Genomic DNA, 24,292 nt, shown 5'->3' with positions numbered 1-24,292 from the left:
TCCTACCCTCGGGTTCGCGCGTCGCTATCGTACCCGCCGAGGCAGGTTCGAACCAGCACCCGAAGCACCGCCAGATTGCCCTTCAGGCCGTTGATCTTGGTCGGCACTTCGCCCTTTGGATACCTTCGCGCGGTGGGGAGTTCGATGCATCGATAGCCGAGCTTTGGGACACGATAGGACAGGTACGCGAGCAGCTCATACGTCACGAAGACATCGCGAAACGGCGCCACGCGTTGATCGAGCAGCACGCTACGGCTGTAAGCCCGGAAGCCCTGCGTCGTATCGGTCCACCTGAATCCGGAAAAGAAGCTCAGCAGCGGCGCATGGACCCAGCGGATCGCAAATTCGCGGGACTTCGGTGTATTTTCAGCCACGCCGCCTGCAATGAAACGGGACGCCTGCGCAAAGTCGTAGCCGTGCTCGAGCGCGGTGACAAAACGCGGAATCGCGTCCGGATCGTCCTTGTCGTTGCCGTCGATCGTGATAATGCCTTCGTATCCCTGTTCGAGCGTAAACGCGTATGCGCACCGTAGTTGCGCACTCAGTTTGCCCGGCCCCGTCTTGACGAGCAGTCCGCTCACGCCGTCGCGCATCAGCGCCGACAGTTCGAGCGAGCCGTCAGTGCTTCCGCCATCGACGATGATGACGTCGGCCATCCGGCTGATATCGAGCGCTGCCATTTTCGAAAGCAGACTCCGGATCCTGGCGCCTTCGTTGATGACGGGTATCACCACGCAGTATCGATGCTGCCGCCCTGACCAGTGCGCGACCCGATAGGCAGGAATCTGCCAGCTGGCATGAGATTCCGCTTCAAGTCCGATTGTCATGTTCATGTTGTGATCTCCGGTCCCCGGGGCGTAGCCAGTATCACTGGCTGCTGGTCTTGACTTCTGGTTGAGCCGATCATGAAACCGTCGAAGCCACCCGGATGGTGACGAGCGCCACACCCGCGATCATCAGCGCGATTCCCGCAATGGTGTTCCAGTAAAACGGCTCACGAAAAATCAGCGCCGACATCAGCGCGACGCTCGCGACGGCTCCGCACGTGACGAGTGGATGCGCAACATTAAGCGGCAGGCGGGCAAGCGCCGCTGCATAAAGCAGAAAAGCAGTGCCATACAGACAGAGCCCCAGCCAGAACGGCCAGTTTCCGAGTGCCGCCAGCGGCTCGCTCAGCGAAGGAAACCTGCGCGGTGGCATCATCGCCATCTTCACAAGGACGCTCGCCGAAGCGTTGGACGCAACGCCGAGTATGAGGATGAGCCATTTCATGACGGCACCCCGACCTGATCGCTGCGGTAGTGGCGAATCGCCGCCGACAGCGCGCGATTTACCGATTCCAGATGCGGTTCGCGCGCGGTCGCAACCATTTCAATCGTGACGACGTGACCGGGAAGGCACCGCTGCAGCGCGTCGAAAATATCGTCGTGCGGGCAGGTTCCGTCGCCAAGCGGCACAAGTTGCGGCTCGCTTGCGTGCACATGGCCGATCAGATGCGCGAATCGCGGAAGCACTGCATCGACACCCTCGCCGTTGATCGCCATCGCGCCGGTATCGAGCTGCATCTTCACGGCCGGATGGGCGACATGCGTAACGAATGCCGCGGTTTCGGCGCTCGTCGTCATGAAGTTCGCGCCGTACACGACGGGATTGGGTTCCAGGCAGAGCACGACGCCGAGCGATCCGGCGATGTCGCCTGAACGCCGGAAGAACGTACACGCGATGTCCTGCGCCTCGTTGTCAGTGAGCCCTTCCCGGTCGCGATTTCGTGGTGAGCCGAACACCAGCCGGCTCGCACCGAGACCCGCGCCCACACGGCAGACAGCGGCCAGATGTTGCTGCATCCGCTCCTGGACGTCAGGCGGTCCAAACACGTTGAGTCCGTTCGTGCCGAACAACAATGACTGCATGCCGGTAATTTCAATACCGCGATCGGACCACCAGCGCCTTACGTCCCGGATCGCATCGTCAGACGCCTTGAACAGATCGGGGAAGTACTTCGTCGGCGCCACATCGATTGCATCGATCCCGAACCGTTCGAGCAGGCGCGCGATCTCGGCGTCCTCTGCCACATCCCAGGCGATATTCGAAATCGAGAGCCTCACGCTGCTGCTCCCATTTTCGCCATTTCGGAAAGACGCCCGGATTGCGCGTACGACCGGATCGCCTGAAACGTCTCGCGCGCACTGTACTGGTAGTGGCCGGTGCCCCCGAGCACGCGCGCATGCAGGGAACGCATGTCGTACCGGGCGGGCGGCGTATCCAACGCGTGATCGAGCTTGATCCCGAAGCCTTGCCGCGCGACGTCCGCCACGCTCACCGGCTCCGACGTGAGATGCACGAGCTTGAGACCTGCAGCATGCGCGAGCTGAAGGTCATGCCACAGATTGACCATCGGATAGAACTGAAAAACGGCGCGACTGTCGATGGCTGCGACGTTGTTCTGGTTCAGCAGATCGAAAATGACGTTCTTGCGCAGACCCGGACCCACAAGGCCCGGCAGCCGGACGATCATGTGGCTGGAGAAGCGGTGCTCGATGAACTTTTCGAGGAGGCGGCGATGCAGGCCGTATGCATGCAGACCGCTTTCATCAACCGGCGTCGCTTCATCGACGTTCACCGGGTTTGCGAACGTATCGACCGTGCTGATCAGGATGAATGTCCGGCAGCGGATAGTATCCAGATGCCCGATCAACCCGTCGATCTTCATACGGTCCGCGGAAGGCTCACGGTTCGCCAGCCACTTCTGGGCAGGCGCACCGGCGCAGATCACCGTATCGAACGTCTGACCGTCGATCTGTTCGATATTGGTCGAGCGATAAAGCGCATCGAACGATGCCTGCCGGAGCAACGTGCCGCCGACAAAACCCGAATAGCCGACCAGCGCATCAGCCATAGACCACTCCGGTTTCGCCGAGGCTGTGGCGATAATGCTGCCCGGTTGCGTCGCCGAACTGTTCCGCGTCGAGCTTTTCCAGCACGTCGTAGATGTTGTCGATCTTGCCGCCGAGCACCGAAAAACACCCTGGCAACTGCGGATGTTTCTCGAACAGGATCGGCCGTGCGTCATCGAGTTCGTTCTTCACGAGCACCGTCTTCACTTCGAAGAGCGACTCCACATGGCGCGCGCCGGCGAGCGTTGGCACGTACCGCACAACATCGCGAAGCATGCGCTCCACGCGGCTTTCACGCGCGTACGCACCGAGCCGTTCGTAGGGATCGGTGCCGGCCACGTCGCTCCAGTTGAGATGCGGCGTATAGCGCACGTGCGACAACGAATGCAGCCCGCGCGCCGGAAATGGCATTGTCGAAAAGAACGGGCCATCCATGACCGTCACGCCCAGATCCCGAAACCGGGACGGCACATCGATCAAGGCGATTTCCGCGATTTCCTGCTTGAGTTGGGTCTGCGTTCCGGGATAGTCGCCGCCGATCTGGTTAAGTCCGCTGTACGTGCAGTTGAAGACGTAGTTGCACGGAATCGGTTCGCACGCCGCGTCGCCATGCTGTACGGCGACCGTGAGCGCGGAACCGGTGCCGCGCACCACCTCCGTGACACGGGCACCGGTACGTACCTGCACGCCGCATTCGTCGAGCGCGTTGCCCGCCCACGCGGCGAGCCGGCTGGCGTCGAACGCATACTCTTCGACCAGAAACACATCTTCGATCAGCCGCGGCTCGAAGAGCGCGCGGAGTGCGGGTGGCGCGGGCCAGATGTTCGCGCCAATCTCGTGGCAGAAGCGCTCGAACTGCCGCGCCGTCACCCTGGAGTTATGACGGGCGATCGCGTAGAGCTTCGTGAAATCGCGCTTCACCGCATCGGGCCATTCGAAGACGAATTTCCGGAGATTGATCCGGCTCCGATAGGCGGTCGTGAAGCTGCGTGGGTAGTGGTAACCGTTGTGAATGCGCGCCTGATTGTTGAAAGACGCGCGCTGTAGAAGCGACCCTTCGCGCTCGATGAGCGTGACGCGCTTCATCCCGCGTGCCTTCGCCAGATAGGCGGCAATCGTCGTGCCGTAAAAGCCGCCACCGATGACGACCGCATCCCGACCGTTTTCTGGCGTCGTCATCAGGCGACCCGCTGGGCTGGGAGATTCGCGACGTGCGCGGGCGGCGGCGCAACTTCTTCGATATTGAGTTTCTCGCAGCGCGTCATGCGCGCGCTCGTGAATTCATGACTGACGTGATAGAGCGGGTGCTCGTCCGAAACGCTGTCGACATGCAGGATGTATTCACCGAGCACGAGCAGCACCAGCGAGATCAGAAAGAACATCCCCGACTGCTGCAGCGACAGGCTGATCCAGCCGGGCGCGACATCCGTCTTGAACAGGCCAATCGCGACGACGTAAAACGAGTACAGCAGATTGGCGACCGCGCCGAAGACCGACAGCGAGGTAACGAGTCGCATCGGCGTGCGGGTGGTCGATACGAGCAGCCGCATGGCGAGATCGACACTTTCGCCCAGACGTTTGACCCGAAACGCCTTCGATTCCGCCTTGTATTTCAGGTTGGCGCGCTTGAAGCCGGCCGTTGCGGGCAGATGCCGGTAGCTCATTGCCGGCTGACGATGCTGCAGAATGAAATTGACCACCTGCTTGCTGAGAACGCGATACGGCGGCGCCTCTTTCGCAAGGTGAATGCCGTTGAGCTTTTCGTATGACCAGTGAAACGCCGCGCAGGCGAGGCGATATGTCAGGCTCTGCGGCGGCGCCTGCTCGTTTTGGGCAAACACGACGTCGATTCCGTTGACGGATTTTTCGAGCATCGTCGGGAGGAAGCCGATGTCGTCGGTGAGCGGATCGAGCACGGCTACATAATCGCCGAGTGCGTTTTCCAGACCGACCCACGACGCCGTATCGATATCGACCGTTTTTGTCAGGACAAACGCCTGCAGGTTCGGCAATCCATCTTCGCTCGTGAGGTTGCGGAGCACCGACACACTGTCGTCGCTCGACGCATTGGCCACAACGATCAGTTCGTAGTCACGCACCAGCGCCGACACACACGAAGCCGCGTCCGACAGGATTGCTTCGAGATTGTCGGACTGCTCACGCACGACGAATACGACTGACAGAAAGACTGGAAAGAACGGCATTCGAATACCTCTCGAACGTGGGTTCGTCATGATTAGCGAACTGTTTTGGACCTGTTGCGACGCGTAAATGGCGCCGCGCACCAGGCGGGCGTTCCCGTGTTCCGGTCTGCATGGGGACGGTCCAGCCGGTATCTGCAGATTGCCCAGCCGGCCACGTCTGCTGCCTGCGCGCCTGAGCCCCGCATTGCCCCGATGTGCCAATCGTAGGGAAGAGTCAGATGGGCGGCCGTGCGCGAGCGAACATTGCTTCGCAGATAGGGCGATATGAAAAGCGCGGGCGCCGCCCGCCCGGTGCGGCGGGGCCCGAAGCCCCGCAATGGCGGGACGGGCGCCATACGGCCACCGTGGCCGCCTGGAATGATCCTTGCGGCGGCGCGCGTCGTCACCTATAACTTCCGGAGATATTGCTTCCCCGGATCTGCCCGTCGCGCGCCGTCGGGCATTGTTTTGTGCGTCGCACAGTATGCGTTTGCTGTCGTCAACAACGTCGTCATAAAAGCAGACATGAACGGATCGCGGCGTTTGACCGGCTTGCCGGTCAGGCAGGGCTGGATTCACGCCGCGCAGCGGTTGGCTGGTCAGGTTGAAACACGCCGTTCAACATAACCGAAACAAGCGAGGGCACCGTGGATCTCGAAACCGTACATACATTCATCATGACCCGTGGCATCGATATCGGCACCAAGGTGCTCGGGGCAATCGTGCTGTGGATTGTCGGGCGCTGGGTCATCTCGCTGATTACCGGCCTGCTGCGCAAGATCCTCGCGCGCAACGGGCGCGTCGATCCGACGCTCGCGCACTACCTCGGCTCGATTCTCGGTGGCTTGCTGAACCTGCTGTTGATCCTCGCCGTGCTGCAGGTGTTCGGTGTGCAGACGACATCGTTCGCAGCGCTCCTGGCCGGCCTCGGTCTGGCGATCGGCACGGCGTGGGGCGGCCTGCTCGCGCACTTCGCGGCGGGCATCTTCATGCAGATTCTGCGGCCCTTCAAGGTCGGCGACTTCGTGACGGCCGCCGGCGTGACCGGCACGGTCGTGGAACTCGGTCTCTTCGGCACGACGATCGTCACGCCGGACAACGTCACGACCATCGTCGGCAACAACAAGGTCTTCTCCGACACGATCTCGAACTACAGCGCACTGCCCGTGCGCCGCGTCGAACTGACGGCGAAGGTCGCGAACGGCGTCGATCCCATCGATGCGGCGAACCGGCTGCGCGCCGCGATCACGAAGATTCCGAACGTGGCGGAAACGCCCGCGCCGGACATCGAAGTGCTGTCGTTCACGCCCGAAGGCCCGTTGCTGTGCGTGCGGCCCTACGCGCACACGGACAACTACTGGCAGGTCTATTTCGACACGAACCGCGCGATCATCGAGACGTTCAGGGAAGCCGGCTATCCGACACCGGAGACGCCCGTGGTGCGCCGCACGGCGGCCTGATCGAATACGCCACCGGCCGCAGCGCAGTGCAGCGCAGGCGGCCTCGTCTGCCAGACCGGGACCCAAAGGAAACGGCGTCGCAATTCACACTGCGACGCCGCTGTTTATCCCGCCATGCAAGGTTCGACAGCCGCGGCTTCAACGTCCACCGGGCTTGCGCGCGACGTTCGCGGCCGGGTCCTTGCGCATCATCTTCCAGAGCGCACCAAGCACCACCGGCACGATTGCCGCGCCGATACCGACCAGCACGATCACGTTCAGATACTGGCGAATGAACGGAATGTTGCCGAAGAAGTAACCGAGCAGCACGAGCAGCAGCACCCAGAACAGCGCGCCTGCGATATTGAAGAACTGGAAGCGCCGTACGTCCATGTCCGATGCGCCCGCCACGAACGGCGCGAACGTGCGCACCACCGGAATGAAACGCGCGAGGACGATGGTCTTGCCACCGTGCTTCTCGTAGAAGTTATGCGTCTTCTGGAGCGCGGCGCGATCGAGAAAGCGGTCGAGCCCAGGTATGTGGGTGTTGAACACCTTCGGACCGATTGCCCGGCCGATCATGTAGTTGACCGTGTTCCCGAGCACAGCGGCAACGAGCAACAGGCCGATCAGGAGCGGCAGGCTCATCTCGCCCGTCGCGCAAAACGCACCGCCGATAAACAGCAGCGAATCGCCCGGCAGGAACGGCAGTACGACAAGCCCCGTCTCGCAGAAGACGATCAGGAACAGCACGGCGTACACCCACGTGCCGTATTGATGGATGAACTCACCCAGAAACTTGTCGATATGCAGGACAAGGTTGAAAAACTGCAGCAGCGTGTCCAAAAGCATCCCTTATATGCAAAGCGCGGCGGTCGGCGAAAATGCGCCCGAAGCGGTGAAATTGACCGCGCAATGATACCGAAAGTGCCCGCCGGGCTAAATTAATTGAGTGCGCGCGGCCACACTCGGAGCCCGAAAGAGGCGGCCCCCGCCAAGTCGCTATAATTTCGGCATGTCCGAATTCTCCGAAAATCCCGTCGATGCCGTGGCCCCCGCTGCGGCCTCAACGGCTGCGCCGGTGCCGTCTGGTACGTCCAGCGCCCCCGAAGCGCCCGCTTCGCCCGCCCCGCGCCCGTTGCGCGCGATCCAGCCCCTGCCCGACCAGCTGATCAGCCAGATTGCCGCCGGCGAAGTGGTCGAGCGGCCGGCTTCGGTGGTGAAGGAGTTGCTGGAGAACGCGCTCGACGCCGGCGCGTCGACACTGCGCATCGGCCTCGACGAAGGCGGCGTCAAGCGCATTTCGATCACCGATGACGGCTGCGGCATCCCCGAAAACGAATTGCCGCTAGCCTTGCTGCGCCACGCGACGAGCAAGATCCGCTCGCTTGCCGAGCTCGAAGCGGTCGCGACGCTCGGGTTTCGCGGCGAAGCGCTGGCTTCGATTGCCTCGGTGGCGGAGATGTTCATTACAAGCCGCACGGCGAGCGCGCCGCACGCGGTGCGCATCGATGCGCAGACCGGCGCGCTGACGCCCGCTGCCGGCGCACAGGGCACCACGATCGAAGTGCGCGAGCTGTATTTCAACACGCCCGCGCGACGCAAATTCCTGAAGAGCGAACAGACCGAACTCGGCCACTGCCTCGAGATGATCCGTCGCTCGGCGCTCGCGCGGCCGGACGTCGCGATTTCGGTGCTGCATAACGGGCGCGCCGTCGAACACTGGAACGCCACCGATCCGGCGACGCGCGTCTCGAAGATTCTCGGCGAAACGTTCGCAACGGCGCATCTGCCGCTAGACGAATCGGCCGGGCCGCTGGCGGTCTACGGATGTGCGGGCCTGCCGACTGCAAGCCGCGGCCGGGCGGACCAGCAGTATTTCTTCGTCAACGGCCGCTTCGTGCGCGACAAGCTGCTCACGCACGCGGTGCGCGCCGCATACGAAGATGTGCTGCACGGCGACCGCTACCCGTCGTATGTGCTGTTTCTCGACCTGCCGCCCGAGGCCGTCGACGTGAACGTGCATCCATCGAAGATCGAAGTGCGATTCCGCGATTCGCGCTCGATTCACCAGTTCGTGTTTCACGCCGTGCAACGCGCGCTCGCGCGGCACGCGGGCGCTTCGCCAGAAACGACCGCGGGCGGCCACGCAGCCCATATCGCACCGATGCCGATGCCGACGCCAAATCCCGCTTCGTTCGGCTCGACGCCGCTCGGCGGCGGCGGTCTGTCGGGTGACAATGGCGGCAATACCTGGCTGCGCCAGGCGCGCATGACGCAGGGCACGCTTCCCGTCGCACAGCCGCTCGCACTCTACGACGCGCTGTTCGGCCGCAAGGACCTGGGCGCCGGCACGGCGTCCGGCACGACGGCGCTCGAAGCGCGGGATGGGGACCCAAATGTCGGCGGTAACGGCATGTCGGCGTTTTCCGGCTCAGCGACGGCATTTCCGGCCGGATTTGCAGCGGGTGGCGCACAGGCGTTCGCTGCGGGAAACGGCAGCGACGAGCAGCCGCTCGGCTTTGCACTGGGCCAGATTCATGGCATCTATGTACTGGCGCAGAACGCATACGGGCTTGTGATCGTCGATATGCACGCCGCGCACGAGCGCATCCTGTACGAGCAGTTCAAGCATGCGCTGTCTGACCGCACGATTGCCGTGCAGCCGCTGCTGATCCCGCTGTCGATGCACGCCGATCCCGTCGAGATCGGCACCGTCGAGGAAGAACGCGCGACGCTCGATGCACTCGGCTTCGATCTTGCCGTGCTGTCGCCGAATACGCTCGCGATTCGCGCCGTGCCCGCGCTGCTGAAAGACGCCGACCTGCAGGCGCTCGCCCGCGCGGTCCTCGCCGATCTGCATGCGTTCGGCGGCTCGCGCGTGTTGACCGAGCGTCAGCACGAACTGCTCGGCACGCTCGCGTGCCACCATGCAGTGCGTGCAAACCGTCGTCTCACGCTCGACGAAATGAACGCGCTGCTGCGCCAGATGGAAGCGACCGAACGCGCGGACCAGTGCAATCACGGGCGCCCGACGTGGTATCAACTGACGCTCTCCGACCTCGATCGCCTCTTCATGCGCGGTCAATGAGCGTGCGCTTCTCCTCCCGCTCATGACGTCGCACGAAGCCACGCCCATCGCCTGCCTGCTCGGCCCGACCGCGTCGGGGAAGACGGCCGCCGCGCTCGCATTTGCCGCGCGGCATCCGGTCGAGATCATCAGCGTCGATTCGGCGCTCGTCTATCGCGGAATGGATATCGGCACCGCCAAGCCCAATGCGGAAGAGCGCGCGCTCGCGCCACATCATCTGATCGACATTGTCGATCCGGCCGATGCGTATTCGGCCGCCGATTTCCGTACGGATGCGCTGCGGCTCGCCGGTGAAATCGCGGCGCGCGGGCGCGTGCCGCTGCTGGTCGGCGGCACGATGCTTTACTACAAGGCGCTGACGCAGGGGCTCAACGATCTGCCCGCAGCCGACCCCGACGTGCGCGCGACACTCGACGCGGACGCCGCCCGCGAAGGCTGGCCCGCGCTGCACGCGCGTCTCGCGGCCGTCGATCCGGTCACCGCGGCACGTCTCGCGCCAAACGATTCGCAGCGCATCCAGCGCGCACTCGAGGTGTACCTGCTGACCGGCCAGGCGATGTCCACGCTGCTGGAAGCGCCTGCGCGCATCGACGAAGCCGCGTGCCTCTGGCGCTTCACCCCGATCGCGCTGGAGCCGTCGGATCGCGGCGTGCTGCACGCGCGCATCGAGAAGCGCTTTGACGCGATGCTCGCGGCGGGCCTCGTCGATGAAGTGCGACGCCTGCGTGAGCGCGACGATCTGCATCCCGATTTACCTTCGATGCGATGCGTCGGCTACCGGCAGGTCTGGGAATATCTCGACGGCGAAACAGACTACGACACGATGCGCGACAAAGGCGTCTTCGCGACGCGCCAGTTGTGCAAGCGCCAGCTTACGTGGCTGCGCGCGATGCCCGAACGCGTGGTAATCGACTGCTGCGCGGCCAACGCGACCCAGCAGGCGCTTGAGGCAATCGAAACCGTCCTGGGCGACAAGGCTGCACTGTGACGATGACGACGATGGGCAATAAAAAAGCCGCCTGATACAAGTCAGACGGCTTTTTTCACGGCAGTCAGATCAGCGCAATCAGACAACGACAGTCTGTGCCTCGCCTTCCTTGCTCTGACGCACGGTGCCGATCTTCCACACCTGTTCGCCCGCAGCGGACAGCAGGCCAATCGCCTGTTCAGCATCGGCAGCGGACACGATCACAGCCATCCCGATGCCGCAGTTGAACACGCGATGCATTTCCGCGTCCGCCACGCCGCCATGCTTCTGCAGCCAGCCGAAAAGCGGCGGCAGCGGCCATGCGCGGTGATCCAGTTCGGCCGTGAGGCCTTCGCGCAGCACACGCGGAATGTTTTCGACGAGGCCGCCGCCCGTGATGTGCGCCATGCCCTTCACGGCGATGGTCTGCATCAGCGAGAGCAGCGGCTTCACGTAGATGTGCGTCGGCGCCATCAGCGCATCGGCGAGCGAGCGGCCATCGAAATCGGCGTTCAGATCCGGATTCGCGCGCTCGATGATCTTGCGCACCAGCGAGAAGCCGTTCGAATGGATGCCGCTCGATGCCAGACCCAGCACCACGTCGCCCGGGGCAATCGTGCTGCCGTCGATAATCTTGCTCTTTTCGACCGCGCCGACCGCAAAACCGGCCAGATCGTATTCGCCGTCCGGGTACATGCCCGGCATTTCCGCCGTTTCGCCGCCGATCAACGCGCAACCAGCCAGCTCGCAGCCCTGCGCGATGCCCTTCACGACCGTCGCGGCGGTCGCGACGTCCAGCTTGCCGCACGCGAAGTAATCGAGGAAGAACAGCGGCTCGGCGCCCTGCACGAGGATGTCATTGACGCTCATCGCGACGAGATCCTGGCCGACGGTGTCGTGTTTGTTCAGCTGAAACGCCAGCTTGAGCTTCGTGCCGACGCCGTCGGTGCCCGAAACGAGCACCGGCTCCTTGTATTTTTTCGGCACTTCGAAGAGCGCACCGAATCCACCGATGCCGCCCAGCACGCCGTCGCGCAAGGTCTTTTTGGCAAAGGGCTTGATCGCGTCGACAAGGGCGTCGCCCGCGTCGATGTCCACGCCGGCGTCGCGATACGACAGGCCTTGGGCCGAATCAGTTGAATTCGGCGCGGATTTCGGTTGATTCATGGGGCAGAGCTCGAAGGTCGGTAAAATGCGATTTTACCCGATGCCGGCCGTCAGGCTGGAATTCATCCATTCGGACGCCCCCTGGAAAACCCGCCTTGCAGCAGAATTCGCCTGTTCTGACGCCGTACCAGCGTCAAGCCTTCATCTGGGTCGCCATTGCGCTCGGGCTCGGCATCCTGTTGTGGCTGTTGAGCCCGGTCCTCACGCCGTTCCTGCTCGGCGCGATTCTCGCGTACATCCTGCAGCCGGGCGTGGCGTGGCTCGTGCGCCGGCGCGTGCCGCGCGGCGTCGCCGCGTTGCTGATGATCCTGATCTTCGCGCTGCTGATGACCGCGCTCCTGCTGCTCGTGCTGGTCGTCGTGCAGAAGGAAAGTCCGCAACTGAAGCAGCAGGTGCCGCGGTTTTTCTCGCACGCGCATGACTGGCTGCAGCCGAAACTCGCGCTGATGGGCGTCACCGAGACGCTCGATTTCGCAAGCGTGCGCGATCTGGTGATGGGCCAGATGGAAGGCAGCGCGCAGACCGTCGCGCTCTACGCGTGGACCTCGATTCGCACCAGCAGCAACGTGATGATCTCGGTCGTCGGCAATGTCGTGATGGTGCCGCTCGTCCTGTTCTATCTGCTGTACGACTGGAACGCAATGGTTGCCCGCGTCAAGGTCGTCATTCCGCGCCGCTGGTTCGACAAGACAATCCAGCTCGCCACAGACATGGACCGCATGCTCTCGCAGTACCTGCGCGGCCAGTTGCTCGTGATGGCGGTGCTCGCCGTGTACTATGCGGTCGCGCTCTTCATCGCGGGCTTCGAGATCGCGCTGCCGGTTGGCATCTTCACCGGCCTCGCCGTATTTATCCCGTATATCGGCTTTGCAACCGGTCTGATTCTCGCGCTCGTCGCCGGCGCACTGCAGTTCGGCGACTGGTATGGCCTCGGCGCGGTGGCGCTCGTGTATGGCGTCGGGCAGTTTCTCGAAAGCTTTATCCTGACGCCACGGCTCGTCGGCGAGCGCATCGGCATGCATCCGCTCGCGGTGATTTTCGCGCTGCTCGCGTTCGGGCAGCTGTTTGGTTTTTTTGGCGTGCTGCTCGCATTGCCTGTCAGTGCGATCCTGTCGGTCGCACTGCGCGAAATGCGCGCCGGCTATCTGGCCAGCGCGCTTTACAAGTAACTGACTCCGGTTTTTATTGTGCTTCGTCAACTGACGCTCGATCTCGGCACCCCACCGCCATCGACATTCGACAATTTCTTCGCCGGCAGCAACGCCGAGCTGGTCACGCGCCTGCGTGAGCTCGAAGGCGCGCTCGCGGTCGGCCCGGTCGCCGACCGGACGTTCTACGTCTGGGGCGAAACCGGCAGCGGCCGCAGCCATCTGCTCAAGGCACTGGTGGAGAACGCGCAGCCCGGGTCCGCCCGTTTCGTGAGCCCGCAAAGCGGCCTCGCGGCGTTCGCGTTCGACCCGCGCGTCGCGCTCTACGCGATCGACGACTGCGACGGCCTCTCCAGCGCGCAGCAGATTGCGCTCTTCAATCTCTTCAACGAAGTGCGCGCGCATCCCACCAGCGCGCTGGTCGCGACCGGCAACGCCGCGCCGATGGGCCTCGCGGTGCGCGAAGACCTGCGCACGCGGCTTGGCTGGGGTCTCGTGTTCCACCTTGCGCCGCTACCCGACGAAGGCAAGGCGGCCGTGCTCAAGTACGCCGCGCGCGAACGCGGCATCGCGCTCGCTGACGACGTCCCGGCTTACCTGCTCACGCACTTTCGCCGCGACATGCCGAGCCTGATGGCACTTCTCGACGCGCTCGACCGCTTCTCGCTCGAACAGAAGCGCGCGGTCACCCTGCCGCTGTTGCGCACCATGCTCGCGTCGCCCGAGAGCGGCGCGGACCCGCGAACGGCTCCGTCATCATCCGCTTCAAGTAAAATGGGCCCCCATGACTAACCTCGCACTCTTTGATCTCGATCACACGCTCATTCCCACTGACAGCGACCACGAATGGGGGCGCTTCATGGTGAAGCACGGCATGGTCGATGCTGAAAACTTCGCGCGTGAAAACGACCGCTTTTTTGCCGACTACAAGACCGGCCGGCTCGACATCCACGCGTATCTGATCGCGATGCTCACGCCGCTGTCGAAATACTCGCGCGCGCAGCTGGCCGCGTTTCACCAGCAGTACATGCACGAAGTGATCAAGCCCGCGATCGTGCCGGCCGCGCTCGAACTCGTGCGCGTGCATCGCGACGCAGGCGACCTGTGCTGCATGGTCACTGCGACGAACGAATTCATCACCGCGCCGATCGCCGAAGTCTTTGGCGTGGACAAGCTGATCGCGTGCGAAGCGGAAACCGTCGACGGTCATCCGCATTCGGACTACACCGGACGGCCGACTGGCACGCCCAGCTACAAGGAAGGCAAGATTGTCCGTACCGAAGCGTGGCTGACTTCGCTCGGCAAGACATGGTCGGATTTTGAGCGCAGCTATTTCTACAGCGATTCGCACAACGATATCCCGCTGCTCGAAAAAGTCACCGACCCGATCGCGACCAATCCCGACGACACCTTGCGCGCCCATGCGCAGGCCAAAGGCTGGCGCATCCTCGAACTCTTTCAACCCACGTGATCAAAAAATTCATTCGCAAGCTGTTCGGACAGGATCCGGCACCCGCTGACGCTGCTACCGAGCCGCCAGAGGCAGACGAACCCGCTGGCACCCGCGCGGGCCGCGGCACGGCGGCCGGTCCGGCCACGAAAACCCGCCGCAAGCCGGCGCGGGCCGCGGGCGCAAAGGCGGTGTCCGACCCGGACGTGCCTGTCATCATCTCGTCCGACATTCACGGCATCGATCCGTCGTTGATCTCGAAGAACGCGATCCGCGTGACCGAAGGGTTGCAGCAGGCGGGCCACCGTGCGTTTATCGTCGGCGGCGCGGTACGTGACCTGCTGCTCGGCATTGCGCCGAAAGACTTCGACGTCGCGACCGATGCCACGCCCGATCAGGTGCAGAAGCTCTTTCGCCGTGCGCGCATCATCGGCCGGCGTTTCCAGATCGTGCACGTGCAGTTCGGCCAGGAAATCATCGAAACCTCGACGTTCCGCGCCCTGGTCGATCCGCCCGCGGCGGATGCCGCACCGCCGCGCCGCCTGAAGCGCGACGAGCTCGACCGCCGCACCCACGCGGTCGACGCGAGCGGGCGCGTGCTGCGCGACAACGTCTGGGGCGAGCAGCACGAAGACGCCACGCGCCGCGATTTCACGATCAACGCGATGTACTACGACCCGGCTACGCAGACGGTGCTCGATTATCACAACGGCATGGCCGACATGCGCGCGCGGTTGCTGCGCATGATCGGCGATCCGGCCACCCGGTACCGCGAAGATCCGGTGCGTATGCTGCGCGTGGTGCGTTTCGCCGCGAAGCTCGGCTTCGAGATCGAAGACAACACGCGTGCGCCGATCGCCGAAATGGCCGATCTGATCAACAACGTACCGGCGGCCCGCCTCTTCGACGAAATGCTGAAGCTGCTGCTGTCCGGTCACGCGCTCGCATGCCTGACGCGTCTGCGCAAGGAAGGCCTGCATCACGGGCTGCTGCCGCTGCTGGACGTCGTGCTCGAACAGCCGCAGGGCGAGAAATTCATCACGCTCGCGCTCACCAATACCGACGACCGCGTACGCGCCGGCAAGCCGGTTTCACCGGGCTTCCTGTTCGCCACGCTGCTGTGGCACGACATGCAGCAACGCTGGCAGCAATTCGAGGCAAAGGGCGAATATCCGGTGCCCGCGCTGCACCGCGCGATGGACGACGTGCTCGACATGCAGACCGAGAAACTCGCGATCCACAAGCGCTTCTCGTCGGATATGCGCGAGATCTGGGGTCTGCAGCTGCGCCTCGAAAAACGCTCGGGCCGCGGGGCGCTGAAGCTGCTGGAACACCAAAGATTTAGAGCAGGGTATGATTTCCTCCTGTTACGCTGCGAATCGGGCGAACTCGATGAGTCGGTCGGTCAGTGGTGGACGGAGTTCATCGATGGAGACATCGCCGCGCGTGAGGCATTGCTTTCGCAAGGCGGGAAGGACCGGGCACCCAGAAAACGACGGCGGCGCAGCAGTGGCGCCAGAAGCCGCAAACCGGGTGACGGAATGGAGGGCGGCACGACCGCAGGAACGCAAGAAGCCAGCGATGCGAGCCATCACGGCCCGCACGAAGACTGACCGCTTCCGGCACACGCCGTCGAACATAAGTCGCAGGAAGTTATGCCATGACGGTTGCCTATCTCGGCCTCGGCGCGAATCTCGGGGACGCGCGCCAGACCCTGAAAGACGCTGTTGTGTGTCTCGCACAACAGCACACCATTGCCGTGCTCGCCAAGTCGAGCATGTATCGCACCGCCCCGATCGACGCGGGTGGCGACGACTATTTCAACTGCGTCGTGAAGATCGATACGACGCTCCCCGTGCGCCATCTGCTCGCGCTGTGTCACACGATCGAGCATCACTTCGGCCGGGAGCGTCCCTTTCGTAACGCCCCGCGCACACTCGATCTCGACATCCTGCTTTTCGGCGACCACTGCATCGACGAGCCGGATCTGATCGTGCCGCATCCCCGTCTCACGGAGCGTGCGTTCGTGCTCGTCCCGCTCGTCGAAATCGACCCGACGCTGATCATTCCGCAGCATGGCCGCGCCGACGCATTTCTTGAAGCGGTCGCGTCACAGCGCATCGAAAAGATGAAGTCACCGTGTCAGTGCCCGGTGCTCGGTGCGCTGACGGGGAACAAGGCAGAATCGTCCAAAGGCGGTTGCCGATGAATTCCACGCCGCTCACCGTCGTCGCGCCGGATCTGAGATCGCCGTTCCGCTATCTTGCGATCGAAGGCCCGATTGGCGTCGGCAAGACGTCGCTCGTGAACCGGCTCGCGGAGCGCTGGTCGATGCACGCGATCTACGAACGGCCGCAGGAAAACCCGTTTCTCGAACGTTTTTATCGCGACACGTCGCGCTTTGCGCTGCAGACACAGCTTCATTTCGCGTTGCAGCGGGCGCAGCAGGTGCGCGACATCGCGGCGGCCTGGTCCGCCGGTACGCCGCTCATCGCCGATTTCATGACGCAGAAGAACGACGTGTTCGCGCGTCTCACGCTGCCGGACGACGAATGGCAACTGTACCGTTCGCTCGCGGCGCGCGTCGACGCATCGGGGCCTGCGCCGGATATGGTCGTGTATCTGCAGGCGAGCCCGGAGGTGCTGTTTTCGCGCATCCAGAAGCGCGCGGTACCGATGGAACTGCAGATTTCCGATGCCTATCTGCGCGCGCTGTGCGACGCATACAATGAATTTTTCTATCACTATGACGGCGCACCTGTGCTGACGGTGAACGCTGAACATCTGAATCCGCTCGAGTCGGACGCGGACCTTGCACTTCTGATCGAACGCATGGAATCGATGCGCGGTCGCAAGGAATTCTTTGTCAAAGGCACGTCGCTGTAAGCGGCGTCGCTCTCCTTTTTTTCCACGGACTGTCATGACTTATTTGCAGGAAACGAGCCGCAGTGCCGTTACCGTGCCGAAACTGCAGGCCATGCGCGAAGCCGGCGACCGAATCGCCATGCTCACCTGCTACGACGCGAGCTTCGCGTCACTGCTAGATCGCGCGGGCGTCGACGTGCTGCTGATCGGCGATTCGCTCGGCAACGTGCTGCAGGGTCACTCGACGACGCTGCCTGTCACGCTCGAAGACATCGCCTACCACACGGCCTGCGTTGCGCGGGCCAAGCCTTCCGCACTGATCGTCGCCGATCTGCCGTTTGGCACCTACGGCACACCGGCCGAAGCGTTCGAGAGTTCCGTCAAGCTGATGCGCGATGGCGCGCAGATGGTGAAGCTCGAAGGCGGCGAATGGCTGGCGGACACCATACGCTTTCTCGTCGATCGTTCGATTCCAGTGTGCGCGCACGTCGGGCTCACCCCGCAATCGGTGCACGCGTTCGGCGGCTTCAAGGTGCAGGGCAAGACGGACGCAGGCGCGAGCCAGTTGCTTCGCGATTCGCGTGCCGTTCAGGATGCCGGCGCGCAACTGATCGTGATCGAAGCGGTGCCAGCGCTGCTCGGATCGGAAGTCACCCAGCAGCTGAAAATCCCGACGATCGGTATCGGTGCGGGGCTCGACTGCTCGGGGCAGGTGCTGGTGCTGCATGACATGCTCGGCATTTTCCCCGGCAAGCGGCCGCGTTTCGTGAAAGACTTCATGCAGGGCCAGACGGGGATTTTTGCTGCGGTCGAGGCGTATGTGCGGGCCGTGAAAGACAGCTCGTTCCCGGGACCCGAGCATACGTTTTAAAGGCGGCGGCAGGCGTTTGCATCACGTGTTGCAAATGCCGGGTCGAGTCTTCGTCCTGTCCTTAACGCGACGCTGTCGCGGGATGACGGAGACCATCATGAGCCCCTTCTGCCTGATCGACATTGCCGGAATTCGCGAACATTCGACCGTGCCGCACGACGTGCCGGCGCCGGCGCCTCACTGGCGCTTCACCAGCTGGGTTCTGAGGCTCTTTCATCACGATCACGTCTGAGCCGGCTGCGCGCAGCGCGCCCGCAGCGTATTGCGCGAGGCCCCGCCAGTTGCCGGTTGGGTTGCTCAGACGACGAGCTTCGCCGCTACCGCTCCGCGCAACGCGTTGCAGAGCATCAACGCTTCGGCATTCTCGACGTCGGAGCGTACAAGAACGCGCTCGGCGGGCTGCATGACGGTGTCCTCGAGCAGCACGCCACGCATCACCCCCGGCAGCACACCCGACGACAGCGGCGGCGTCCACCACCGCCCGTCCAGCTTGACGAAGACCGTCGTGCGGCCACCTTCCGTCAGTTCGCCGCGCTCGTTGAAAAACAGCATGTCGAAGGCGCCCTTCGACTCCGCTTCGTGCCACGCACGGTCATATTCCGCGCGGCGCGTCGTCTTGTGGTGCAGCAGCGCGTCGCCCGACTCCATTGCGGTGTAACCGTAATCGAGCGCAAACAGCACCCCCACGACGTCGCCTTTCAGAGGCGCCAGCAACGCGGCGGTGAGTTGCGTCGCGCCCCGCTTGTCGACTGCCAGTCGCATGCGATGTGGCGTTTCTGCCGTTAGTTGCGAACTCTCCGCAGCTATCTGTTCACGCGCGGCTGCTTCATCGAAAGCGAAGCCGAGATACCGCGCGCTTGCACCGATGCGCGCCAGATGGCGATCGAGATGTCGCACGCCGCTCTCGCGTGTCGCATACATCGTTTCGAATAACTGGACGCCCGGGTCGGACTCCGTCAAAAACCGTGCTTTCAACCGGCACTCCACGTATTCGTCGGCGGCGACACTGTCGAGCACGATGCCCGCGCCAATGCCCAGTTTGCCGTGGCGCTCGCCGGCTTGTGCGGACGCGTCGAGCGTCAACGTGCGGATCGCGACCGAAAGGCAAAAGTTGCCGCAGATGTCTTCTGCGTCTGGAGCTGGCGCAGCGGCTTCGCCCGTCACCGGCGCGGCGACATTCGCTGGATCTGTCACGCCAGCCGCCTGCGAAGACGAAGAAGCACGCGCATCGAGCCAGCCGATCGCGCCGGTGTAAAGACCGCGTGGCGTGCTTTCGAGTGCGTCGATCAACTGCATGGTCTGATGCTTCGGCGCGCCGGTAATCGAGCCGCACGGAAAGAGCGCGCGGATGATATCGGCAAACGACGTATGCGCACGCAAACGCGCCTCGACGGTCGACGTCATCTGCCACACCGACGCATAAGGCTCGACGGTGAAGAGTGCCGGCACCTTCACCGAGCCGGTCTCGGCGACCCGCGACAGATCGTTTCGCAGCAGGTCGACGATCATCACGTTTTCGGCACGGTTCTTGGGGTCGTTCGCGAGGAATTCGGCGAGATGCCGATCGGCCAGCGGATCGGGCGAGCGCGGCGCCGTGCCTTTCATCGGCCGCGCGTGCAGCGTGCGCCCTTCCTTTTCGACGAAGAGCTCCGGCGAGCACGACAGCACCCACCGGTCGCCCGGCAACGCGATCAGCGCGCCATAGCGCACCGGTTGCCGCGCCCGCAACCGTCGATACAGCGCGAATGGCGAACCGAACACGTCAAAATCGAGCCGGTACGTGTAGTTGACCTGATACGAATCGCCGGCACGCAACGCTTCGTGGATGCTGGCTATGGCCTGGTCGAATTCGACTTCGTCGACGCTTTCACGCATGCCGCCAACGCCCGCCATCGATGGCTCCTTCGCGCCGCCGTCTCGCGCGACAAGCCACGCATCGACTTCGTCGTGCGAATGCTTTTCGCATCGTTCGAACAATAAAAAACGCAGCGTGGCATCGCCACACTGCGTTTTTTTCAACCGGACGGAATCCTGAAGCACCAGATTCCGGCCGAATTCGTAGTCGCCGAGTACCACAGCGTGCAAACCGTCGCGCAGATCCGCCGCGACGGCGTCGCACACTGTATCGAGCGCGCCGGCATCCGTGCACGCGCGCTCGCGCACAAAACCCGTATACAGACGACTCGCGCGATGTCCTGCCGTCGAGTCGCAGTCGTCGAGCAACGCGAACACGGCGTCGCGTTCGTCAGTCACCATGGGTACCGCCAACCTCAGCCTTCCGTTAATCGAAGAAGCTCTTCACCCGGTCAAACCAGCTCTTGCTTTGCGGACTGTGCCGCGCGCCGCCCTCGACGAGCGACTTCTCGAACTGCTGCAGGATCTCGCGCTGACCTTCAGTGAGCTTGACCGGTGTTTCAACCTGCACGTGCACGTAAAGATCACCCGCGATGCTCGAACGCAAACCCTTGATGCCCTTGCTACGCAGACGGAACGTCTTGCCCGACTGCGTGCCTTCCGGCACCGTGAAGCTCGCACGGCCCGCCAGCGTCGGCACTTCGATTTCGCCGCCGAGCGCCGCCGTCGTGAACGGAATCGGCATCTGGCAATGCAGGTCGTCGCCGTCGCGCTCGAACACCGTGTGCTGCTTGATGTGAATCTCGACGTACAGATCGCCCGACGGGCCGCCGTTGATACCCGGTTCGCCGTTGCCGGCCGAACGAATGCGCATGCCGTCGTCGATACCGGCCGGAATCTTCACTTCCAGCGTCTTGGTTTCCTTGGTCTTGCCTGCGCCATGGCAGTGCGTGCAAGGCTCAGGAATATAGGTGCCGGTGCCGTGGCACTTCGGACAGGTCTGCTGGATGCTGAAGAAACCCTGCGACATCCGCACCGCGCCCGAACCGTTACAGGTCGGGCAGGTTTCCGGCTTGGTGCCCGGTTTCGCGCCTGAGCCATGACAGATTTCACACGAGACCCAGCTCGGCACGCGAATCTGCGTGTCGTAGCCGTGCGCGGCCTGCTCGAGCGTGATCTCCATGCTGTAGCGCAGATCGGCGCCACGATAGACCTGCGGGCCCGCCCGGCCGCCGCCGCGTGCCGCACCGCCGGCCGCCTGCCCGAAGATGTCGCCGAAGATGTCGCCGAAAGCATCGGCGAAGCCACCGAAACCCTGTTGCCCTCCGCCCATGTTCGGATCGACGCCCGCGTGGCCGTACTGGTCGTACGCCGCACGCTTTTGCGAGTCCGAGAGCATTTCGTAGGCTTCCTTCACCTCCTTGAAATGCTCTTCCGCATCCTTGTTGCCCGGATTGCGGTCGGGGTGGTGCTTCATCGCGAGCTTGCGATAAGCCTTCTTGATTTCGTCGTCGCTCGCGTTCTTTGCGACGCCCAGAACCTCGTAGTAATCCCGTTTCGCCATTTCGGTTCAACGCCAGCCGCGCAATCCGGCGCGGCGGCTCCTTATGAATGCTGGAGTCTTCCGACTCGTCCGGCCGCGATTTTCATCCGTGATAACGGACAAACGCCGCGCCCTCCATAAAACAAATGTGCCCGGAGAGCCCAAAGGGCTCGCCAGGCGCGCTCATCCTCGACTCGCGGTGACGCGCCCAACCAGGCACGTACCGTTTTGCAGCCGGGCGGCGCATCGCTTCCGATACGCCGCCTTTCGGTTGATGGTCAACCTGGCTTAGTCCTTCTTCACTTCCTTGAACTCGGCGTCGACGACGTCGTCTTCCGGCTGGCTCGCGCCGCCTTGCGACTGACCTGCACCGCCGGCCGCGCCCGCTGCACCTGCCGCGCCCTGCTGGGCAGCCTGCATGTCGGCGTACATCTTTTCGCCCAGCTTCTGCGACGACGTTGCCACCGCTTCGATCTTCGCTTCGATCGCAGCCTTGTCGCTCGAACCGCTCTTCAGCGTCTCTTCGAGGTCCTTCAGCGCGGCTTCGATCTTTTCCTTTTCGTCGGCTTCGATCTTGTCGCCGTACTCGGTCAGCGCCTTCTTCGTGCTGTGGACGAGCGCGTCACCCTGGTTGCGGGCATCGGCCAGCTCACGCAGCTTGTGATCCTCTTCCGCGTTCGCTTCCGCGTCCTTCACCATCTTCTCGATTTCAGCTTCGGACAGACCCGAGTTCGCCTTGATCGTGATGCGGTTTTCCTTGCCGGTCGCCTTGTCCTTCGCGCCGACGTGCAGAATGCCGTTCGCGTCGATGTCGAAGCTCACTTCGATCTGGGGCACGCCACGCGGTGCCGGCGGAATGCCTTCGAGGTTGAACTCGCCCAGCAGCTTGTTGCCCGCAGCCATTTCGCGTTCGCCCTGGAACACCTTGATCGTCACGGCGCCCTGATTGTCGTCAGCCGTCGAGTAGACCTGAGCGTGCTTGGTCGGGATCGTCGTGTTCTTGTTGATCATCTTCGTCATCACGCCGCCGAGCGTTTCGATGCCGAGCGACAGCGGAGTCACATCGAGCAGCAGCACGTCCGTACGGTCGCCCGACAGCACCTGGCCCTGAATCGCGGCGCCCACGGCGACGGCTTCGTCCGGGTTCACGTCACGGCGCGGGTCCTTGCCGAAGAACTCCTTCACCTTTTCCTGCACCTTCGGCATACGCGTCATACCGCCGACGAGAATCACGTCGTCGATTTCGCCGACCTTCACGCCCGCATCCTTGATCGCCGTGCGGCACGGTTCGATCGTGCGTTCGATCAGTTCCTCAACCAGCGCTTCGAGCTTCGCACGCGTAATTTTCAGGTTCAAGTGCTTCGGACCCGACGCGTCGGCCGTGATGTACGGCAGGTTGATTTCGGTCTGCGCGCTCGACGACAGCTCGATCTTCGCCTTTTCAGCCGATTCCTTCAGGCGCTGCAGCGCGAGCACGTCCTTCGACAGGTCGACGCCCTGCTCTTTCTTGAATTCGCCAATGATGTAATCGATGATGCGCTGGTCGAAGTCTTCACCGCCGAGGAACGTATCGCCGTTCGTCGAGAGCACTTCGAACTGCATTTCGCCGTCAACGTCGGCGATTTCGATGATCGACACGTCGAACGTACCGCCGCCGAGGTCATACACGGCGATCTTGCGGTCGCCCTTTTCGGCCTTGTCCAGACCGAACGCGAGCGCCGCTGCGGTCGGTTCGTTGATGATCCGCTTCACTTCCAGACCGGCAATGCGGCCGGCATCTTTCGTGGCCTGACGCTGGCTGTCGTTGAAGTACGCGGGAACCGTGATCACAGCTTCGGTGACCGGCTCGCCGAGATAGTCTTCAGCGGTCTTCTTCATCTTGCGCAGCGTTTCCGCGGAGATTTGCGGCGGTGCGAGCTTCTGGTCGCGCACTTCGACCCATGCGTCGCCGTTGTCGGCTTTCATGATCTTGTACGGCATCAGAGCGATGTCTTTCTGCACTTCCTTTTCTTCGAAGCGGCGGCCGATCAGGCGCTTGACTGCGTACAGCGTGTTCTTGGGGTTCGTGACCGACTGACGCTTGGCCGGTGCGCCGACGAGAATCTCGCCGTCTTCCATGTAAGCGATGATCGACGGCGTGGTGCGCGCGCCTTCCGAGTTTTCGATCACCTTGACCGAATTGCCTTCCATGATCGCCACGCACGAGTTCGTGGTGCCGAGGTCAATACCGATGATTTTGCCCATTTTTCCTGATCTCCTGAACTTTGATCGCTGCGAAAAACCCGCCGTAGCCTGAGGACTGGCAGCGCTTTTCGCGTTCAATTCATACCTGCACTCAAAATAAGTGCATCCGCATCGTTTTCAAGACCCTGAATGCAATGCGGTCATTAATATTTTTCAATCGGCCGGCCCGGCACTGCTTTCGCCCGGCGCAGCGGCGCGGATTTTCGCACGCGCTGCCGCCACTGCCGCTTCGAACTGACCGATGCCATGCCAGCCGGTTGCCCGTCCGAGGCGCTTGCCGCGGTAAAAGAAGAACCACGTCGGCACGCCGTGCAGCGTGAAACGCCGGCCCAGTTCGCGGTGCTCATAGACGTTGCTGTGAAACCATTTGAGCCCGAGCGCGCGAATCACGTCCGGCTGGGCCAGCATTGCCTTCTTCGCGATTTCGCAGTTGAAGCACTCGAAACCCCAGAAGAACACGACCGCCAGTTCGTCGCCGGCCGATGCCAGTCCGGCGTCGAACGTTTCGGCGCTCAACGCCTGCATGTCGAATACGAAGAACGCGGTGGCGTCGACGGGAACGGTGCTCATGACGAC

The 24,292-nt window shown here is 63.0% G+C and carries 24 protein-coding genes; 12 read left to right on the top strand and 12 right to left on the bottom strand.

Features of this window, described 5'->3' with window-relative positions:
• Nucleotides 1–2: 2 nt before the first annotated feature.
• The 6 genes from LPA36_RS01105 to LPA36_RS01080 form a co-directional block, all read right to left on the bottom strand.
• Nucleotides 3–833 (bottom strand): glycosyltransferase family 2 protein, encoded by an 831-nt coding sequence (locus LPA36_RS01105; RefSeq protein WP_228874302.1) that lies wholly within the window; start codon nucleotides 831–833, stop codon nucleotides 3–5.
• Nucleotides 834–903: 70 nt separating this feature from the next.
• Nucleotides 904–1,272, bottom strand: a complete 369-nt coding sequence (locus LPA36_RS01100) for an EamA family transporter (RefSeq protein ID WP_228874300.1) — start codon at nucleotides 1,270–1,272, stop codon at nucleotides 904–906.
• Nucleotides 1,269–2,105, bottom strand: a complete 837-nt coding sequence (locus LPA36_RS01095; RefSeq protein WP_228874299.1) for a sugar phosphate isomerase/epimerase family protein — start codon at nucleotides 2,103–2,105, stop codon at nucleotides 1,269–1,271. Before LPA36_RS01095 ends, LPA36_RS01100 begins: the two co-directional genes overlap by 4 nt.
• On the bottom strand, nucleotides 2,102–2,896 hold the full coding sequence (locus LPA36_RS01090; protein ID WP_228874297.1) for an NAD-dependent epimerase/dehydratase family protein: 795 nt from the start codon (nucleotides 2,894–2,896) through the stop codon (nucleotides 2,102–2,104). Before LPA36_RS01090 ends, LPA36_RS01095 begins: the two co-directional genes overlap by 4 nt.
• The gene (locus LPA36_RS01085; protein WP_228874295.1) at nucleotides 2,889–4,073 is read right to left on the bottom strand and encodes an NAD(P)/FAD-dependent oxidoreductase; all 1,185 of its coding nucleotides are present in this window, start codon (nucleotides 4,071–4,073) and stop codon (nucleotides 2,889–2,891) included. Before LPA36_RS01085 ends, LPA36_RS01090 begins: the two co-directional genes overlap by 8 nt.
• Nucleotides 4,073–5,098 carry a glycosyltransferase gene (locus LPA36_RS01080; protein ID WP_228874293.1) on the bottom strand — a complete coding sequence of 342 codons (1,026 nt, stop codon included), beginning with the start codon at nucleotides 5,096–5,098 and terminating at the stop codon, nucleotides 4,073–4,075. Before LPA36_RS01080 ends, LPA36_RS01085 begins: the two co-directional genes overlap by 1 nt.
• 357 nt (nucleotides 5,099–5,455) lie before the next feature.
• Between LPA36_RS01080 and LPA36_RS01075 the strand changes: the two genes are divergently transcribed.
• A complete protein-coding gene (locus LPA36_RS01075; protein WP_228874292.1) occupies nucleotides 5,456–5,704 on the top strand; it encodes a hypothetical protein in 249 nt (82 codons plus the stop codon).
• A 20-nt stretch (nucleotides 5,705–5,724) separates the two neighbouring features.
• On the top strand, nucleotides 5,725–6,537 hold the full coding sequence (locus LPA36_RS01070; RefSeq protein ID WP_228874291.1) for a mechanosensitive ion channel family protein: 813 nt from the start codon (nucleotides 5,725–5,727) through the stop codon (nucleotides 6,535–6,537).
• Nucleotides 6,538–6,675: 138 nt separating this feature from the next.
• Here the strand turns inward: LPA36_RS01070 and LPA36_RS01065 are convergent, their stop codons facing one another.
• Nucleotides 6,676–7,362, bottom strand: a complete 687-nt coding sequence (locus tag LPA36_RS01065) for a DedA family protein (RefSeq protein ID WP_228874864.1) — start codon at nucleotides 7,360–7,362, stop codon at nucleotides 6,676–6,678.
• Nucleotides 7,363–7,531: 169 nt separating this feature from the next.
• On the opposite strand from LPA36_RS01065, the gene mutL reads away from it, so the two are divergent.
• Both mutL and miaA read left to right on the top strand, forming a co-directional pair.
• Nucleotides 7,532–9,607, top strand: a complete 2,076-nt coding sequence (gene mutL, locus LPA36_RS01060) for a DNA mismatch repair endonuclease MutL (RefSeq protein ID WP_228874289.1) — start codon at nucleotides 7,532–7,534, stop codon at nucleotides 9,605–9,607.
• Nucleotides 9,608–9,629: 22 nt separating this feature from the next.
• Nucleotides 9,630–10,595: a tRNA (adenosine(37)-N6)-dimethylallyltransferase MiaA gene (gene miaA / locus LPA36_RS01055; protein ID WP_228874287.1), complete on the top strand. Its 966-nt coding sequence runs from the start codon at nucleotides 9,630–9,632 to the stop codon at nucleotides 10,593–10,595.
• 78 nt (nucleotides 10,596–10,673) lie between these two features.
• Here the strand turns inward: miaA and purM are convergent, their stop codons facing one another.
• Complete coding sequence (gene purM, locus LPA36_RS01050) at nucleotides 10,674–11,741, bottom strand: phosphoribosylformylglycinamidine cyclo-ligase (RefSeq protein WP_228874285.1); 1,068 nt, start codon at nucleotides 11,739–11,741, stop codon at nucleotides 10,674–10,676.
• Between the two features lie 95 nt (nucleotides 11,742–11,836).
• Between purM and LPA36_RS01045 the strand changes: the two genes are divergently transcribed.
• From LPA36_RS01045 to LPA36_RS29405, 8 genes are all read left to right on the top strand, one after another.
• Nucleotides 11,837–12,910 (top strand): AI-2E family transporter, encoded by a 1,074-nt coding sequence (locus LPA36_RS01045; RefSeq protein ID WP_228874284.1) that lies wholly within the window; start codon nucleotides 11,837–11,839, stop codon nucleotides 12,908–12,910.
• Between the two features lie 18 nt (nucleotides 12,911–12,928).
• Entirely contained in the window at nucleotides 12,929–13,681 is a 753-nt protein-coding gene (gene hda, locus LPA36_RS01040) for a DnaA regulatory inactivator Hda (RefSeq protein ID WP_228874283.1), read from the top strand.
• The gene (locus LPA36_RS01035; protein ID WP_228874282.1) at nucleotides 13,674–14,360 is read left to right on the top strand and encodes a histidinol-phosphatase; all 687 of its coding nucleotides are present in this window, start codon (nucleotides 13,674–13,676) and stop codon (nucleotides 14,358–14,360) included. Before hda ends, LPA36_RS01035 begins: the two co-directional genes overlap by 8 nt.
• Nucleotides 14,357–15,952 (top strand): polynucleotide adenylyltransferase PcnB, encoded by a 1,596-nt coding sequence (gene pcnB / locus LPA36_RS01030; protein WP_228874281.1) that lies wholly within the window; start codon nucleotides 14,357–14,359, stop codon nucleotides 15,950–15,952. The genes LPA36_RS01035 and pcnB overlap by 4 nt, the downstream gene beginning before the upstream one ends.
• Before the next feature lie 47 nt (nucleotides 15,953–15,999).
• Nucleotides 16,000–16,548, top strand: a complete 549-nt coding sequence (gene folK / locus LPA36_RS01025) for a 2-amino-4-hydroxy-6-hydroxymethyldihydropteridine diphosphokinase (protein WP_228874280.1) — start codon at nucleotides 16,000–16,002, stop codon at nucleotides 16,546–16,548.
• Nucleotides 16,545–17,225: a deoxynucleoside kinase gene (locus LPA36_RS01020; RefSeq protein ID WP_228874278.1), complete on the top strand. Its 681-nt coding sequence runs from the start codon at nucleotides 16,545–16,547 to the stop codon at nucleotides 17,223–17,225. Before folK ends, LPA36_RS01020 begins: the two co-directional genes overlap by 4 nt.
• 34 nt (nucleotides 17,226–17,259) lie before the next feature.
• The gene (gene panB, locus LPA36_RS01015; RefSeq protein ID WP_228874277.1) at nucleotides 17,260–18,075 is read left to right on the top strand and encodes a 3-methyl-2-oxobutanoate hydroxymethyltransferase; all 816 of its coding nucleotides are present in this window, start codon (nucleotides 17,260–17,262) and stop codon (nucleotides 18,073–18,075) included.
• A 97-nt stretch (nucleotides 18,076–18,172) separates the two neighbouring features.
• Nucleotides 18,173–18,307: a hypothetical protein gene (locus tag LPA36_RS29405; RefSeq protein WP_267478889.1), complete on the top strand. Its 135-nt coding sequence runs from the start codon at nucleotides 18,173–18,175 to the stop codon at nucleotides 18,305–18,307.
• Between the two features lie 65 nt (nucleotides 18,308–18,372).
• Here LPA36_RS29405 and LPA36_RS01010 read toward each other — a convergent pair whose 3' ends face one another.
• The 4 genes from LPA36_RS01010 to LPA36_RS00995 all read right to left on the bottom strand — a co-directional run bounded on the left by LPA36_RS01010 (nucleotide 18,373) and on the right by LPA36_RS00995 (nucleotide 24,286).
• Entirely contained in the window at nucleotides 18,373–20,331 is a 1,959-nt protein-coding gene (locus LPA36_RS01010) for a chorismate-binding protein (RefSeq protein ID WP_228874276.1), read from the bottom strand.
• Nucleotides 20,332–20,356: 25 nt separating this feature from the next.
• Nucleotides 20,357–21,493 carry a molecular chaperone DnaJ gene (gene dnaJ, locus LPA36_RS01005; protein WP_228874274.1) on the bottom strand — a complete coding sequence of 379 codons (1,137 nt, stop codon included), beginning with the start codon at nucleotides 21,491–21,493 and terminating at the stop codon, nucleotides 20,357–20,359.
• Between the two features lie 267 nt (nucleotides 21,494–21,760).
• A complete protein-coding gene (dnaK, locus tag LPA36_RS01000; protein WP_228874273.1) occupies nucleotides 21,761–23,716 on the bottom strand; it encodes a molecular chaperone DnaK in 1,956 nt (651 codons plus the stop codon).
• Nucleotides 23,717–23,869: 153 nt separating this feature from the next.
• Entirely contained in the window at nucleotides 23,870–24,286 is a 417-nt protein-coding gene (locus LPA36_RS00995) for a thioredoxin family protein (protein WP_228874272.1), read from the bottom strand.
• Nucleotides 24,287–24,292: the final 6 nt, after the last annotated feature.

Origin of the sequence: Paraburkholderia saeva (assembly GCF_907164555.1) — a bacterium.
Taxonomy (GTDB): domain Bacteria; phylum Pseudomonadota; class Gammaproteobacteria; order Burkholderiales; family Burkholderiaceae; genus Paraburkholderia; species Paraburkholderia saeva.
This window is presented reverse-complemented; position numbering and strand designations above follow the sequence as displayed.

Bases quoted from the DNA above. Each gene is read 5' to 3' on its own strand.
- miaA (WP_228874287.1), top strand. From the start codon at position 9,630: ATGACGTCGCACGAAGCCACGCCCATCGCCTGCCTGCTCGGCCCGACC.
- panB (WP_228874277.1), top strand. From the start codon at position 17,260: ATGACTTATTTGCAGGAAACGAGCCGCAGTGCCGTTACCGTGCCGAAA.
- folK (WP_228874280.1), top strand. From the start codon at position 16,000: ATGACGGTTGCCTATCTCGGCCTCGGCGCGAATCTCGGGGACGCGCGC.
- LPA36_RS01010 (WP_228874276.1), bottom strand. From the start codon at position 20,331: ATGGTGACTGACGAACGCGACGCCGTGTTCGCGTTGCTCGACGACTGC.
- LPA36_RS01085 (WP_228874295.1), bottom strand. From the start codon at position 4,073: ATGACGACGCCAGAAAACGGTCGGGATGCGGTCGTCATCGGTGGCGGC.
- LPA36_RS01105 (WP_228874302.1), bottom strand. From the start codon at position 833: ATGAACATGACAATCGGACTTGAAGCGGAATCTCATGCCAGCTGGCAG.
- dnaK (WP_228874273.1), bottom strand. From the start codon at position 23,716: ATGGGCAAAATCATCGGTATTGACCTCGGCACCACGAACTCGTGCGTG.
- LPA36_RS01080 (WP_228874293.1), bottom strand. From the start codon at position 5,098: ATGCCGTTCTTTCCAGTCTTTCTGTCAGTCGTATTCGTCGTGCGTGAG.
- LPA36_RS01020 (WP_228874278.1), top strand. From the start codon at position 16,545: ATGAATTCCACGCCGCTCACCGTCGTCGCGCCGGATCTGAGATCGCCG.
- LPA36_RS01100 (WP_228874300.1), bottom strand. From the start codon at position 1,272: ATGAAATGGCTCATCCTCATACTCGGCGTTGCGTCCAACGCTTCGGCG.
- mutL (WP_228874289.1), top strand. From the start codon at position 7,532: ATGTCCGAATTCTCCGAAAATCCCGTCGATGCCGTGGCCCCCGCTGCG.
- LPA36_RS01035 (WP_228874282.1), top strand. From the start codon at position 13,674: ATGACTAACCTCGCACTCTTTGATCTCGATCACACGCTCATTCCCACT.
- LPA36_RS00995 (WP_228874272.1), bottom strand. From the start codon at position 24,286: ATGAGCACCGTTCCCGTCGACGCCACCGCGTTCTTCGTATTCGACATG.
- LPA36_RS01075 (WP_228874292.1), top strand. From the start codon at position 5,456: ATGATCCTTGCGGCGGCGCGCGTCGTCACCTATAACTTCCGGAGATAT.
- LPA36_RS01090 (WP_228874297.1), bottom strand. From the start codon at position 2,896: ATGGCTGATGCGCTGGTCGGCTATTCGGGTTTTGTCGGCGGCACGTTG.
- purM (WP_228874285.1), bottom strand. From the start codon at position 11,741: ATGAATCAACCGAAATCCGCGCCGAATTCAACTGATTCGGCCCAAGGC.
- LPA36_RS29405 (WP_267478889.1), top strand. From the start codon at position 18,173: ATGAGCCCCTTCTGCCTGATCGACATTGCCGGAATTCGCGAACATTCG.
- dnaJ (WP_228874274.1), bottom strand. From the start codon at position 21,493: ATGGCGAAACGGGATTACTACGAGGTTCTGGGCGTCGCAAAGAACGCG.